This window comes from Pseudomonas sp. CFBP 8771 (genome assembly GCF_014841695.1).
GTDB classification, from domain to species: Bacteria; Pseudomonadota; Gammaproteobacteria; order Pseudomonadales; family Pseudomonadaceae; genus Aquipseudomonas; species Aquipseudomonas baltica.
The window spans coordinates 544,737-558,621 of sequence record NZ_JACYUJ010000001.1 but is presented as its reverse complement, the minus strand read 5'-3'; the positions used below and the strand labels follow the sequence as shown (position 1 = coordinate 558,621).

Below are 13,885 nucleotides of genomic sequence, written 5' to 3'. Positions count from 1 at the left end.
AGGGCTAGCCCGAGAGCCCTGTCAAGCTTTTGTCACATCAGTTGAACCATTGATAGGTTGAGATGCCTATGTAGCACCCATTCCCTGGATCACCACCGTGAATACTGTCCATTTGCTCAATTGGCACCATGCTTGGCTGCTGAAAGGAGACATGCTGTATTGCCGGCAATGTGGCGCGGGGCAGCCTGAAGAACTCGGTGACACAGTGTTTCAACATTCGGCGCATTGCTCTGCACAGGAGCTGCACCTACAACCTTGGAAGCATCTCAAGCATATAGTCGATACCGACGGCGAATAGCTTCCAATCCGCTTTAACCGCTGTGCTGATCGCTCACCCACCACATTATTCGGGTGCGTTCATAACTCCCCTTTAGGTTCCCTATGGTTCCTCCGCGCGTGCGCGTCAGAGCTCGAGCCGCGGGGAGAGCACCATCGCAGCACGAATCCTCATTTGCCGTTGTTGAAGTAGTCGCGGTACGGCTGAACAGCGGCATCCTTGGTCAGGTTGAGCTTCATCAGCCTCAACCGGCCAACACCGCCCAGGCCTTGGAATCGGATCCAGACCCTCTTCGTATCGGCACCGGTGGTGAACTGCAGCGACCAGCGAGTTTCGGCCGCAGCCGCAGTGAACCGCATGGAGCTCAGCGTGGTGCCGGGGAAGGCATGGCCGGCGCCGTCATCAGCGCCGGTATTGATCTGCACCTGCGGGTAGTTCCCGGTGAAGCTCGCAGCCCTGGTACCGCTGACAATGTAGGTCGTGGACGGCTCGACAGGCAAACCTGAGGCGGCGTCGTTCGAAGTGGTGAAGTTGCTGAAATCACCAGAGACCCCGTTGTACTCGACGAAGGGATTGCCGCCGTTGAACCCCGCTTCTGTCTTCCGCACGTAGCTGGGATCAGCCGACCACCCAGCAAGGTCCGCCGCGAACTTGTAGTTCGGGATCAACTGCAGCCTTCGCCCGACTTCGCTGGCTATCACTCCCCGAATCGATGTTCTGATGCCTGACCCCGCACTGATCCCATTGCCTGCTGTGAGCGTCATAGCTCGTCGGTCTCATAGATGGAGTCCCCAGTCGGGGTGACGCGGAAGCGGCCGCGCCCCAGCCACAGGGCCTGGCAGCCAGTTTCTGTGAATGTGAAGGCAGGAACCCACGTTTCGCCGACCGCCTTCTCGACGATAACCGTGCCCGTTTTGACTACGGTAGTTATCACGACCGGTGAATTGGAAAGACGCCAAGGGAAGACGTTTTGAACAGTGTATGCAGCCACAGTGGTCACCTATAGAAAGCCGCGCAGTGCAGCGCTTGATGGTTGTTCGATTTCAGTTGGAGAGCAGGGAGTCAGGCCAGCGCCCTGAGCGCATTGGCGTGACATTCGGGCCACTTCTCCGGGTGAGGCTTGCCGGGACGCCAGGTGCGGGCGTACAGGCTCCAGGCCGCCGCTTGTTCGGTCACTGCGGGCAGAGGTTTGGGATCGCTCCACAGCAGCAGCCGGGCGAACACCACCCCAAGCACGTCGTCGGTTTCCAGCGCTGCCCACACCTTGGCTCGCTCGAATGGGACGCCCCGCTGCAGGCAGATAGCCGCCGCGTATGAGGTGGTGGTCGGGTGCTCCATCACGCCCTTCACGCCGCCGTCCCGCTCGAACTGCCAAAACCCCCGCGCTGGGCCATTGCCGTACTGGCGACGGGCAAGGAATTCGGACTCTTGCAGGCCGATGGCAATGATCATGGTCATGGCGCGGCAGCCGGCCATCTTCGCGGGCAGAAGGCCCAAGCCCTGCCGGATGGTTTCAATCGGGATGTTCATGGTTTCGCTTTCCTGCAGGCGTAAAAAAGCCCGCTCGAGGCGGGCATGTGGACTGTTGGTTTTTACTCAGCAGTGGGCGATTCAGCCGGTGGTAAGGGCTCCGGTACGGCCTTGGTGCTGATCGTTACCTTAGCGCTGTAGCTGTTGAGCAACTGTGCAGTGCGGATCGACGATTGGGGGAACGACTGCAGAATCTCTCGCGCTTTGGCGTCCGCTTCGGCTTCGGTGGCGTATTCCACCTGGTTGTTCGGGTCGTACGGGTTCGCACCGTTGATGACGATGTAAGGCATGGTGTATCTCCAGATGAAAGGCCGCTCAATGACGGCCGGGTGTTTAATTGAAAGGGAAAGGCAGATTTGATGTTCGGACGACGAGAGCTGTGGGGTAGCGGTCGGTAGGAATGCCATAGAACAACGTCCAACTGCCGCTTGAGGTTTGCTGCGGCGTACCTCCAGCAGGACCAAACATAAAGCGAATTCCGCCGTTGTATCCGCCGCAGCCTTCCTCCATGCCAAACTGAAAGTTGGCGCCGCTGGGCGTTTGCATTTGAACAGTGGCGCCGCGGGTAAAGGTCAGATGCGCGGCGTACTCCTCAGCAGCCAAAGGAACGTCCATCTTCGAGTAAATGACAGACGCGACGGTCTGGCTGTTTCCGAACGTCACTTCTTGGTTATAACCGTTCAGATAGGTCGTAAGCCGGGTGCCGTTATCAATACCAGAGCCAAATGGTGGTGGTGGAACGCCTGGAATCGAAGGAGCCTGCACGGCTGCAAGCACATTCAACGGCACCATGTATGAGTTGAATGTTATGGCTCCGCTCATGCTGCGACAGCGAAGTCGAGGGCCAGACCCCATATCACGCATCTGATCGAACGCATAAACCTTGGTGTTGGCGTCGGCGTTCAAGTAGAAATACGTAATTGTGTTGCCTGATATTGTCGAGCCATTAAGTGTGCCATTTCCGACAAGGAACAACATGGGCGCTACAGCATTCGGAACGGTGAAGCTCCATACCTGATCGGTGAGGCCAGGACTCTCCACCCAATTCTGACCATTGTTCGGATCGAGCTGGATGGACCGCAGATACTTCCTTGGCCATCGTTCTCCCTGCGTCAGGCGCCCACTTTTTACCAGGCCATACGTGATTTTTTCGCTATCGAGCAACAAAGTGCCGTCAGGCTTCCTGACTTTCAATCCAGCCATTAGTAGTACCCATAGAAAATCCTACAGTTTGCCGAAAAATAGCCCCAGCCATTCGTATTATATGAATAGGTCCACGACAGAGTATTTCCCGAAATCGTTACACCAGGACGTTTACCCTTTTCCCTTTGCAAGTCGACCAGCGGCAAGACGACATAAAACAACGTCTTGCCGGCCGGGGGCGAAGAAATGGCAGCCGATCCGTTCACGCCACCCGTCACGACCGATCCCAGGCCCTGACTGTAATTCCCAGTCATGTTCAGGATCTCTTGCCCGTTTGCTGGGTTACGAAGAATCAATCCAGCCATAACTTCACTACCCCATACTCAACTCAACTATGACGACACCGTTCTGCACCATGAATATTCCATCCTGACGAATAAACATATAGGCGCCGCTGGTAGTCCTGTTCTGGATAAGAATCTGTCCGGCATCAAAATCCACGTTCATCACCGGCGCGCCGTAGTTTGTAAACGTTTGCGAATACAGCCCTTGACCGACGATGCCTTGCTGGATTGTGGCTTTCTTGAGATAGGCGTCGGCAAGAAACACCTGACCATTTTCCACCGCAAAGGGAGAGGTCAACGTACCGCTCAAATTCGATGGCAGCACGACGAACCTGTCGGCACTGACAGCAAACGTTCCCTGGGTTACCCCGCCCTCGCTTTCGAGGCCAATGCCGAAGCCTGCAGCGACCTTCATTCCACCGCTTGTGGTCATCACTTTGACGGAATACTGAGCGTTCACTTGGCCATTCAGCCCAGCAAGCGCAGTAGCGGTCTGCTGAACGGAAGCTCTGGTATCCCCTAAAGTGGACTGGACAGTATCAATCTGTTGGCCCAAAGCCTTATCACTATTGGCGCGCGCGGTCGTTTCGTTGCTCAACACCGACGCCACGTCCCCAACGTAGGCGCTCAGATTGGTGACCTGTTTGGCCTGCGCAGTCAGCTTGTCACCCTGCTGCGTGACCTCCGACGACAGCGAGTTCAACGCGCGGCTCGTCGCTGTCAGGTTGCCTTGTAGCGCCGAAACGCCGTTGTTCAGATCAGTGATACTGGTGCTCTGGCTCTTGTTGACGCCTTCGGCTGCAGTTACACGGCTGGTCAAGATATCTACAGCAGATGAGCTGGCCTTAGTGCCCAGGCCATTTGTGGTGCTGTTTATGGCGTTCTCGAGGCTGGTGGTCCGTCCCGATACGCTAGTGAGCGTAGTTCCTTGCTGGGTCACGGATGAGGTCAATGCTTGCAAAGCACTCGATGTTGAATCGAGCTGATTCTGTTCCGTGGCATCTTCAATGATGAAAAAGTCCAGAACGGCAACGCCCCCCATCACAGGATGACCCGTAAGGACCATCGGTGAGAAGTAAGCGGTACCACCGATCAATCGTTTCGGGTCAGCCACGGTACCCGCACCCGCTCCACCGGTTTCCCCCGCCAAACTGTGTCCCTTCACGTACGTGGTGAACGTAGTCCACACACCTTCTTGCAACTTGGCGGCAGCCGCAAGAATGTAGTGGGAACTGACCTTGGACGGAGCACCAGAGACGTTAATCTGAACGCCATCCTCGCTGTAAGCGTGAACCCCCAGATACATCGCAGGATCTCGCCCATTTTTGGAGAGCTGCTGAATCCTCGCGGTCACCTTATAAAGTCGAGTTGGATCGAATCGAATGCGGCGGCTAGTGCTGCCCCACCAACTCTCAAGGTTCGGCGTCGAATCCAGGGTTAACGTAGCTCCTAAGGTGTTACCCGCCACCTTGCTGAAAGAGGCTTTGGCAGTAGATATCGGATTGCCACCGTCCAATGCCCACTTGTCCAGAGCCAAATCGGAAAACAACGACTGATACACCCGTGTGGGATTGTTATCTCCCGTTCGATAGATAACGTTGTTAAGGTTGGTAATATCCTGGCTAGAGGAGGTAATCAATGCGCCCTGTTGAGATACTGTGCTGCCCAAGGAAGCAACCGCATTAGACGTTGCGATCAGATCCGCAGCATCTACCTGACCGTTATTATTCCATCCAGTAGGCGCTGAACCGTACTCAATCTGAGGGCGAGCCATCTCAATAAATCCGTCAGAAACAGTCTCGCTCCCATAGACTCGGTAGAACACAACCAACGATACCGCCCCAGCCTGCGGAGACGGAACATTTAAAGCAATCCTCTGCTGGGTCGAAGTTAGATAATACATGATGGTGTTGGTAGTTATTACCAAACCACCCGCTGCGTTGATTTGCTGGACAAACATTCTAAACCCCAGGCCCGGCGTACCCCTTACATAAATTGAGGAACAAACCGGCTGACCCTCAGCAATCTTTGCAGTCCGAGTGCGACTGTTTCTGATCGAACGATACAAAGCGCTGACGTTTAGACCAGTAACGGTAATCCGCTGAGCCTTTTCGGCACTGTTCATCCAGGAGGGAACCAACGAGAAAATGCCCGTGGAAGCTCCTGGTGCCGCAGGTGCGTCCAGGTCATAGCCGTCGGGCACGTCGTTGGTAGCGGAAGCAGGCTTGTTGAAATCGGGGTTCCATGAAAGGTTCTCACCCCCGGCATTTCCCAGGCTGTTGCTCAAACTGGTGACGTTGTTACTCACCGACGTGATCGAGGTTTCAGTTGCGGTGACCCGGTTGTTTAACGCTGTCACAGCGGCGGCATCGGCTTTGGTCTGAACCTGGGTCAACGCACTGGCAGCAGCGCTCGCCGCATCTGTCGCGACCTTGTCAGTGACCGCCGCCCAGGCCGAGCCGTTCCAGCGCTTGGGCGTATTGGCTCCGCCGCTGATATCGATCCACAGGTTCTGCGCCAACTGGTCTGCTGCCCCCGGCGCCGCCGTCTGCACCATCACCTTGCCTTTGCTCCCGGCCAGCGCGGCTGCGTTGTTTGCGGCCGTCTGAGCAGTGCTGACGTTGGTGTTCGTAGTGGTCAGGCTGTTGTTCAGGCCGGTGATGGCCGACCCCTGGCTTGAAAGCGAGTTTTCAGCAGTGGTCACCCGGTTGCCGATGCTCTGCACGCTGCTCGCCGATGCCTTGCCGTCCACGTCGGTGCGCAACCCAGTAATCTGCTGCGCCTGGGCGGTGTTCACCCCTTCGACCGAGGTTACCTTCGTCTCCACAGTCTGAACGCGCGCGGCGAGGCCGTTCGCGGTAGCCACGGCCTGCCCCACGTTCAGCCAGTACGTGGTGTTCGGTGGCGGGTTTTTGACCGGAACAGCTTTGACCGCTTGATAGATAACGCCGTCAGCGCCCAGTACGCCCTGCCCCACGGCGTAGGTCTGATCGGGCTTGTACGGCATCGAGTCGGCAAGATCGGCGATCGCGTTAATCTGTCCCTGCAGCTCGGTCTTCACGCCTTCCAATTCGGTGTCGACAGCGGCGATCTGCTCGGCGAGCAAGCTCTTGGCTTCCTGCAGGCGCTCATTCACGGAGTCCGGGCCGTTGCCGCTGATCAGCTCGATGTCGGCCGCCAGTTCCTTGCCCAAGGCAGATTTCCCTACCTTACCTGCGAGAGCCTGGAGGTATGTACTGACATCATTGGATGTCGTGGCAGGCACATACAGAAAGTCGCTCTTTCCATAGGCGTTCGCCGAGCGGATGAAGTAGTAATAGATCGTGGAAAAAGCCAGCCCTGCGTGGGTGAAGCTCAGGCCCTGCCCCAGGTACTGCGCGCCCGCAGCGGTAGCCTTGGGGTTCATGCTGTAGAAGAATTCGTAGAACCCGCTATTCAAGCCGTTGCGCGCATTGCTTGGAACCAGCGTGATCGAATCGATTGAGGAGTGCACCGCACAAGCCTCTGGTGTGGGCGGCCCGTTGATTGAAACATTGATCGATACTTCGCCTGACCTGGCCACGGGTCCCACAGCCGCCACGCTCATCGTGTAGTTGCCAGAAATCAACCCGGTGATATTACAGTTGAGGCTGCTGGCAGGAACAGTATGAGCCTGCACTACCGCGGAGGCCTGCCGGACAGTGACCACATATTCCGTCACGATACCGGCCGGTGGTGCCCAGGACAGAACGCCCTGAATGACCTCAGCCACTGTCTCAGCCGACCATGCGACACCGGTAGGCGCCCCCAGCCCACCGGAAGGCAGATTGATAAAACCCAGCGGATTGTAGGGCTGGCCCACGGCGTCATCGAAGATTGCCTGCTCATACTGCGCCAAGGACACCGTGCAGCCTTCCTTGGCGCCCATTGCCCAGTTGGTGACGATGAACTCGCCGAGGATATTCAGCGAAGGCAGGTTCACGCGCACCACGCGGCCGGGACGGCAGTTGTACCCGGCGAAGTTCATCGGAATGCTGATCGCACCGCCCGCGCGCCGCCGGCGCAACTCGATGTTGGCCAGGCGCTGCGGCTGGTAGGCGTTCGTCACATAGGGATAGCTCAACGTCTCCGCCGCTTCACTGCCGTCTTCGGCCAGCCACTGGCTGACCACCACCTCGGGATAGTCCGTTTCGGCCCATGCCTGGGTGGTGTCGATGAACGTGCCGCGCACTGTGTTGATCGCCGCATCGTTGGTGGATTCAGTACCTCCCTTGATAGTGCCGATCACCATGTCTTCAGTGATTTCGAAGTCGTAAGGGCCATAGTAGGCACCAGCCTGCAGCATCCAACGGCCGCCCACCCGAATAAGCTTGCCTGCGCACGACGCTTCCAGTTTCTGGATGACCTGGGTGCGCTGCTCATTGGCGGCAATCACGCATGCGGTGGTATAGCGCTGGCTACTGGTACGGTCCGCATTGGTTACCAGCTCGTCGCACAGATTGGCAGCGCTGGCGAAGGTGGAAAACACGATCTCATCGTCAGGCACGCCGCAACGGGTACGCAGGTACCAGAGGATGTGCAGCGCCGTGTTCTGGGTATATCCAGTGTTGCCAGTGCGCGGGTCGTAGACGTCATCTCGCCCCTGCACCAAAAATCGTACGTCCGGGATACCGGAGGGGAATTTCTCGCCGTTGTAACGCAGCGAGAGTCGCACATAGGACAGCCCCCTACCGATCTGAGTGTCTTTCCAATCCGGGCAGTTGGCCTTGAGAAAGGCATTGACCGTGGTCGGGTTGACCACGAGCTCGTAAGTGGCATCGGCGCCAAACTTGCTGATCGACTCCTGCCCCAGAAAAATATCTTCCAGCCTGCTTACGGGGCCTTCGCTGAGGACATAGACCAAGTGAACCCACTCGCCAGCCCCTTCGGCGCCACTTTGCTCCTGGGCCCAGACGAGCACGCCGCCCGTACTGACCCGTCCAAGGATGAACCGAATAGGGGCCTTGGATGACCGCACCGTCTGAGCAGATGGCTCACTGGCGCGCGTGGACGAACTGTTGGTTAGCGCCTCCTGCTGGGTAGCAGCATAAAGCGCCAGCCCGGCCCCGATGGCGGCGCCAATCGGACCACCTTGAACAAAGCCCACGACAGCGCCTACGGCTACCTGGGCAATTTTCTTGATTCCGCTGCTCATTCAACTCTCCACACTGCTGTCGGCTCACACACCACCCGGGCGGCGCCGTCGTCAGTCGCCGCCCAGAACTCGCCAGCCCAGAACACGGCGATTGCCTTACCCTGAGGCCCGTCGTACATGGCGACGTCACCGCGCTGAACGAATGCCGGTGCCACCCTGGCAAAGCAGGCATCCCACGCTGCCTCGAGGCTGCCGTGGTTCTTCTTCAGCGCGCGCTTGGCGCCCGCCTCGGTCCTGTACTTGCCGCGGTAAAGCGCAGCAGGATCAATCCCGCAAACGGCCACAGCGCAGTCGGCAGCGAACAGGCAGCAGTCAAATTCGCCCCATGAAAAAGGCCGCTCCAGGGCGGCCTTGATGACGTCGTTCAGACGTGTGGTCCAATTTCTATTGCGCATAGGGTCACTTTTCGTAGGTAAACGCAGGAGCGTCCTTGCCAGCGCCCCAGTACAGGGGCCATTCGGCCATTTGCGCAACCGCGTAGAAGAAGCGATCGCCGCCATGTCGCGCACTATGGTTTTCATCCGTCCAGCGCTCGGTGCCCGTGCGATTCCACTCCGCCATCCGGTCAATGACTGGCACAGTGATGGAGTTTCCCTCGTTCCCATTGCCACCGAACTGGAAAGCGGCGGCGTCCATGCGGCCGGAGAACAGGATGTCGGCCGCGTAGTTGCCCGCCCCGTCGAACGCAACGAACATGAGCTTGCCAGGCCTGCCCCGACACCCGCGAATATTCGTCTCGCGCAGGATGTACGCGTCCAGGCCCGACAGCCTCAGGTCGACCGACATGGGAGATCCTGAATTGTCGCTCTCCTGAGACTGCCCAATCTCCCCGAACACGCCGACGCCATCGTAGGTAATCCCATCGATGACAATCTGGCCAGTGCCCGTGTGCGCGTACACCATGCCGTCGACGAAATCCAACTGGCAGGCATAGACCACCATGAAGCGGCCGGTAGCCAGGATGTCGATGACGCTCTGGCTGAATGGAAATGAAGTAGCCATCAGAAGGCCTCCCGAAATTGCAGGGTGCAGTTGGACACGATCGGCTGAATGGCCACCTCGTGGGTATCCACGACGCGGCGCATCTCCGAGTACGGGTTGCGGTACTCCACCGCGGTACCCGCCTGGAGCGCGCGACGGATACGCTTGTTCAGCATCACCGTTACCCGACCCTGGGCATTCGCGGAGGCGTCCTGCACGACCTCGAACATCTCGCCTTCAATCGTCAGGTAGTCGCCCAGCGAAAAAACTCTGACATTTGGAGTAACGCCGCCGATGACCATGGTAGTGGCCTGGGCAACTCCGGAAACGACCACCGCCGCGCCAACGTCATCCTCGCGGGTGCGGGTGAGCGCGGGAATCTTTACCGTGCCGAACATCCCGTGCAGTCGACCGATCAACGCCGTCAGCTGCCGCTCATCCTCTTCAAACAGCACGCCGAAGGTCAGGGTGCATATCCAGTAGGCGCCGGGGTAGCCAACGATCTGCTGCGCGTTGGAGAGCGTCGAGGTGAACGCCTGGTTGTTGTAGGTCATGCCCCACGAAGTTTCGGTTGGCTCCAGCGATTCAGGCCACTCAAGCGCCATGGGTACTCCTAAAGCCGGTCACCGGCGATTGATCAGTTGTCGGGCTGCCCCGTTTCTTTTGAGGTCGCCAAGCACCATCTGGTAGCCGGCCTGTGCGCCTTCCTGCGCCGCCTGCTTGAGCTCCGCCCTTGATACCGCATCACCGCCGCCACTGAAGTGAAAATGCTGAGTCACGCCCGCCAGGGTACTGGCGGCCTTCGAGCTTGAGTCGGTATCGCCGCCGCCCAAAGCACGTACGCCCAACGAGCCGTCCGCACCACGCGTCAGTGGCATGATCGCTTCCGGACCGGCTTCGGCGAAAATCCCTGCACCCTTGGCGAAGGCAAATGTCTGGGGCGTGTTGTAGACGCCGTTTGAGAAGGTCGAAAGACTGGGCGAGTCGTAAACCCCGCCCTTGGCGTTCGCGACGAAAGATCCCCCGCCGAATCCAGTCATGGTTCCCTGACCCAAAGCCGCGCTACCACCGGACAGAAAGCTGAAGGCGGAACTGGCCAGCCCGACCAGGGCCTGCTTGGCCTGGATACGGATCAAGTCCTCCACCACGGAGTCGGCCAGACTTTTGAACGACAGCTTGCCAGTTTTGACGAACTGCACGATGGCGTCTTCGGTGCTGCTGAGCGCATTGGAGAACATGGATTCCGTCTGGCCAGCAACATCTGCAGCGCTGTCGCGATAGTTTTCCCACGCGCGGCTCGCGCCATTACTCCAGTCGCTTTGGGCCTGGTCGATCTTCTTCCAGCCTTCCTGCATGACCTGCACTTGCCGGGTGCCGTATTCCTCGGTCAGATCGATTTGTTTCTGCAGGTCCTGCCGCTGCTTTTCGGTGGTAGCCGTGGCCAGGTCGGTGCGTAGCGCAAGGATCTTATCGTTGGTCTGACGCTCCAGGTCGAGGCGCGCTTGAGCACGCTCCGAGTCCTTGTCGCCCATGCCCACGGCCGATGCCATGGCGTCGTAGGAGGCACGCGCGTTGTTCAGCTGCTTTTCCAGGTCCGCCTGATACTGCATGGCCTGTGACAGGCCGGTCGCCGAGGCGACTGTGGTGTCGTACTGATCCTTCAGCCAGCCCAAGCCCTTGGCGTATTCATCAACCGAAATCTTGTTGCTTTGGAACAGCAGGTCGAGCTCTTCGGTCTTCTTCTTGAGCTCATCAGCCGCGGCGCCTACCGGGTCGAAGGTCTTTTTCAAGGCATCGAACGATGTCTGGGCAGTCTTGACCTGCTGTTCCAGCGCGCTGTTGGCGGCCTTTCGAGCCCTTTCCGCCTCAGACTCCCCTTTGGTCGCAGCCTTGTCGGAAGCCTTGAGCGCATCAATCGCCTTCGCTCGCTCGCGAATCTTGGCAGCCAGGTCACTTTCGGACTTGATCTTGTTCTCGATGATGAACCGATCGGCCTGCTCCAGAGCAGTCTTGTCCTGCAGCGTGTGTTGCTGCTTCTCCAATTGCTGAAGGTAGGTGTTGGCGGCATTTTCCCCGGCAGTATTGTCAACTACAGGCTTCGTAGGTCCAGACGCCATCTCCTTCGTCAGCGCTTGCTGCGTCTTCGTGAGCTTGGTTGCAGCCTTGTCGGCGGTGCTGAAGGCGCCTGCGCTCTCTCGGATCGACCTTAGGTTTTCCTCGGGGATGTTGAAACGCTTCGTCAGGTCGTCGACTACCGTTGAAAGCTGCTTGCCGGACGCCCGCGCAGCGTCGAACTCGGCGCCTACTCGCGTCCCGACCGTGGAGCCGAGGTTCTGCCGTACCGTCTTCAGGAAATCGCCGTAGGCTTCATCGGCGGCGGACACCGCCCGCTCCTGATCGCGCGCGACCTTTACCAACTCAGCGCCCTGCTGATCCTGAGTCAGCTTTCGGAACTCTTCGCGGACTTCCTTCAAAGGACGTTTCAGGGCGTCCAGGCTACTGGCAACCTCATTGGTGTTGTCGCGCATGGTCAGAAACGCGATACCCGCGCCGACCGCTAGGGCCGCAATCCCGGCGGGGCCGCCCAGCAACGAGAGAACTCCGGTGGAAGCGCTCTTCAAGGTGGCCTGCGCCGCAGCGACTTGCGCCGTTGCCGAGCGCTCTGCCATGCGGGCCTCGGCCAGCTGGATCGACATTTGCGTCTGAACCGCAGTACCGCGTGCCGCGATCGCTTCTTTCTCAGCCCGCACGACAGCCGACTGTGCTGCGATCTGATTGGCGGTGGCCACCTGGACGGCGCTGGCTGCCTGGGCAATGTTCGCGGAACGCGACTGCACGCTGGCCGCAGTACTCGCTGCCAGGTTCGACAGATAGCCGACGAAGGCCGCCGCCACCTTGCCGCCGAGAATCGCGACCAAAATATTCAGGTTGTCGGCAAGGAAGCCGATGCCAGCGCCCAAGCCTTCGGTGACGCCATTCTTCGACATCGCGTTGAGGCGCTGGGTAACGCTTTCGATACCAGGCAGCATTCCAGCCACCAACTGGTGCGAAGCACCCGCAAACGATGCCTCCAGCGTCTTTATGGACTGGTTGACCTCAACCAGCCGAGCCACCTGGATGCTCGAAAGAATGTTGCCGGCCGACTCCGCTTGATCGCCAAGCTGCTTGAAACCTGCGCCGTTGTTCCTGAGCAGTGGAATCAGCGCTGTAGCCTCATCCGCCATGGCCTCCATGTAGGTGGTCATCTGCTGCTGGTTGAGCCCCGCCTTTTCCAGCGAGTTGTAGTAGAGCTGCAGGGCCTGAGGACCGGACAGGTTGGCGAACATCTGGGCAGTAACGCCGACCCGAGGGGCGATCTCCTTAAAGAAATCCGCCATCTCGCCACCGCCGCGCGAGATGAACTCGCCGGCGCGGTCGGTGGTGTCCTTGTAGATATCCGCCAGCTTTTCCTGCTCGACACCCACGGTTCGCGCGCCGGCAGCCATCCGCTGGAACTCAGTGGTGGATGTGTTCGACAACATGGAGAGGTTGCGCACTTCCTGCGCATACTCGGTCGTCTTGGTGGTGATCGCCACCAGCCCCGCGATCGCAGCCGTTGCGGCCAGGCCCATGCCCGTGAATGCCGCGCTGATCGAGCGCTGTAGCACGCTGGCATTGGCACCGGTGCGGTCGAAGGCTTTATCGACCACACCCAGGCTGTTATCGATTTGGCCGGACGTTTTGGCCACGGCCGTTTCGCCCCGCGCCAGCTCTTGGCGCAACTGAGCGGTGGTGGCCTCGATGCGTACGAGCATCCCCTGGACGTCGGAATCAGCCATGCGGGGCCCCTAATGATGGTTCACGGTTCTACTGCGCAGCCTTGCGCCCGGTCAGTGCCTGGCGCAGTTTTTCAGCCACGGTGGTGGGTTTGGGTTTTTCGGCCGATCGGCCACTGCCAAATGGGTTGGTGATACGAGCCCATTCGATCTTGGCGTCCATGGCAATGAAGAGTTCGGGGAGAGGCGTTCGCCAGGCAACGTCTGGTGCCCAACCTAACCAGCCGGTGGCCACCGCAAAGAGACGGTCCACATAGCTGCCGTCTTCGACGGCGCTTACGCCTTCCCCGCTTCGACGTTTCCCGGCGTGTCGCCGCGGGGGTTGTACAGCGCACCGAGGTAACCGGTTAGCTGCGCGGCAATGCCGGACACGCCGGCCAGCCAGACCTTTTCGGGCATTTCGCGGGATGCATCGGCGCTGAGCCCGGCGCCGGCGGCGATGATCAGCGCCACACCTTCAACGCTCAGCACACGCAGGGATTCCGCAGCGCCGCGCAGGCCGCCGAAATGCGCTTCGATCTTGCGCACCGCAGCCAGGGTGATGTTCAGGTCGAAGGATTCTTCACCGACCTGCACCGAGGTCGCGCCGTGTAGGGTTTTGCTCATGGATCAATTCCTTGGG

At 59.1% G+C, this 13,885-nt stretch carries 12 protein-coding genes; all 12 read right to left on the bottom strand.

What is annotated here, in order from left to right; translation table 11 throughout:
- Nucleotides 1-447: 447 nt before the first annotated feature.
- Complete coding sequence (locus tag IFT80_RS02580; RefSeq protein ID WP_192136684.1) at nt 448-978, bottom strand: hypothetical protein; 531 nt, start codon at nt 976-978, stop codon at nt 448-450.
- A 361-nt stretch (nt 979-1,339) separates the two neighbouring features.
- Nucleotides 1,340-1,807 (bottom strand): hypothetical protein, encoded by a 468-nt coding sequence (locus IFT80_RS02575; protein ID WP_192136683.1) that lies wholly within the window; start codon nt 1,805-1,807, stop codon nt 1,340-1,342.
- Between the two features lie 62 nt (nt 1,808-1,869).
- On the bottom strand, nt 1,870-2,097 hold the full coding sequence (locus tag IFT80_RS02570) for a hypothetical protein (protein ID WP_192136682.1): 228 nt from the start codon (nt 2,095-2,097) through the stop codon (nt 1,870-1,872).
- Nucleotides 2,098-2,140: 43 nt separating this feature from the next.
- Nucleotides 2,141-3,010, bottom strand: a complete 870-nt coding sequence (locus IFT80_RS02565; RefSeq protein ID WP_192136681.1) for a hypothetical protein — start codon at nt 3,008-3,010, stop codon at nt 2,141-2,143.
- Complete coding sequence (locus tag IFT80_RS02560; RefSeq protein WP_192136680.1) at nt 3,010-3,315, bottom strand: hypothetical protein; 306 nt, start codon at nt 3,313-3,315, stop codon at nt 3,010-3,012. Before IFT80_RS02560 ends, IFT80_RS02565 begins: the two co-directional genes overlap by 1 nt.
- 7 nt (nt 3,316-3,322) lie before the next feature.
- A complete protein-coding gene (locus tag IFT80_RS02555) occupies nt 3,323-8,467 on the bottom strand; it encodes a phage tail protein (RefSeq protein WP_192136679.1) in 5,145 nt (1,714 codons plus the stop codon).
- Nucleotides 8,464-8,862, bottom strand: coding sequence for a DUF6950 family protein (locus IFT80_RS02550; protein WP_192136678.1), 399 nt, complete (start codon nt 8,860-8,862; stop codon nt 8,464-8,466). The genes IFT80_RS02555 and IFT80_RS02550 overlap by 4 nt, the downstream gene beginning before the upstream one ends.
- A gap of 4 nt (nt 8,863-8,866) precedes the next feature.
- Nucleotides 8,867-9,469, bottom strand: coding sequence for a hypothetical protein (locus tag IFT80_RS02545; RefSeq protein ID WP_192136677.1), 603 nt, complete (start codon nt 9,467-9,469; stop codon nt 8,867-8,869).
- Nucleotides 9,469-10,053, bottom strand: coding sequence for a hypothetical protein (locus IFT80_RS02540; protein WP_192136676.1), 585 nt, complete (start codon nt 10,051-10,053; stop codon nt 9,469-9,471). The genes IFT80_RS02545 and IFT80_RS02540 overlap by 1 nt, the downstream gene beginning before the upstream one ends.
- An 18-nt stretch (nt 10,054-10,071) precedes the next feature.
- Complete coding sequence (locus IFT80_RS02535; RefSeq protein ID WP_192136675.1) at nt 10,072-13,266, bottom strand: phage tail tape measure protein; 3,195 nt, start codon at nt 13,264-13,266, stop codon at nt 10,072-10,074.
- A gap of 28 nt (nt 13,267-13,294) precedes the next feature.
- Complete coding sequence (locus tag IFT80_RS02530; protein WP_376787034.1) at nt 13,295-13,516, bottom strand: hypothetical protein; 222 nt, start codon at nt 13,514-13,516, stop codon at nt 13,295-13,297.
- 23 nt (nt 13,517-13,539) lie between these two features.
- A complete protein-coding gene (locus IFT80_RS02525) occupies nt 13,540-13,869 on the bottom strand; it encodes a hypothetical protein (RefSeq protein ID WP_192136674.1) in 330 nt (109 codons plus the stop codon).
- Nucleotides 13,870-13,885: the final 16 nt, after the last annotated feature.